The organism is Acetobacter fabarum, assembly GCF_040702925.2.
In the GTDB taxonomy this organism is placed as follows: domain Bacteria; phylum Pseudomonadota; class Alphaproteobacteria; order Acetobacterales; family Acetobacteraceae; genus Acetobacter; species Acetobacter fabarum_B.
Genome location: NZ_JBFCXX020000101.1, coordinates 1 through 263, shown reverse-complemented (window position 1 = coordinate 263; position 263 = coordinate 1). Strand labels below are relative to the sequence as shown.

The window sequence follows — 263 nt, the reverse complement described above, 5'->3', positions numbered from 1 at the left end:
ATCGTGCAGTGATCACCGACAGCTTGGTGATGCCCGCCCGCTCGATCGAAGCCATGGCTCGCGCCACTTCGCCGTAATTCACCCCGTCGTCGGCCTGCAATTGCACGCGCACTTCCGGGTCCTTGGCCTTGGCCGATTTGAGGTTGAACTCCAGCAGATCCGGCTGGATTTCGTCCTTGTTGATAAACAGCTTTCCTGCACCGTCGATGCTCACCACCAACGGGTCTTTCTGCTCGACCGGCGCCACCGCTTCGGTCTTCGGC

At 60.5% G+C, this 263-nt stretch carries 1 protein-coding gene; it reads right to left on the bottom strand.

Annotated elements, in window-relative coordinates:
- On the bottom strand, positions 1–263 hold a 263-nt coding region (locus AB2L51_RS15270; protein WP_400922703.1), incomplete at both ends, for an ExbD/TolR family protein.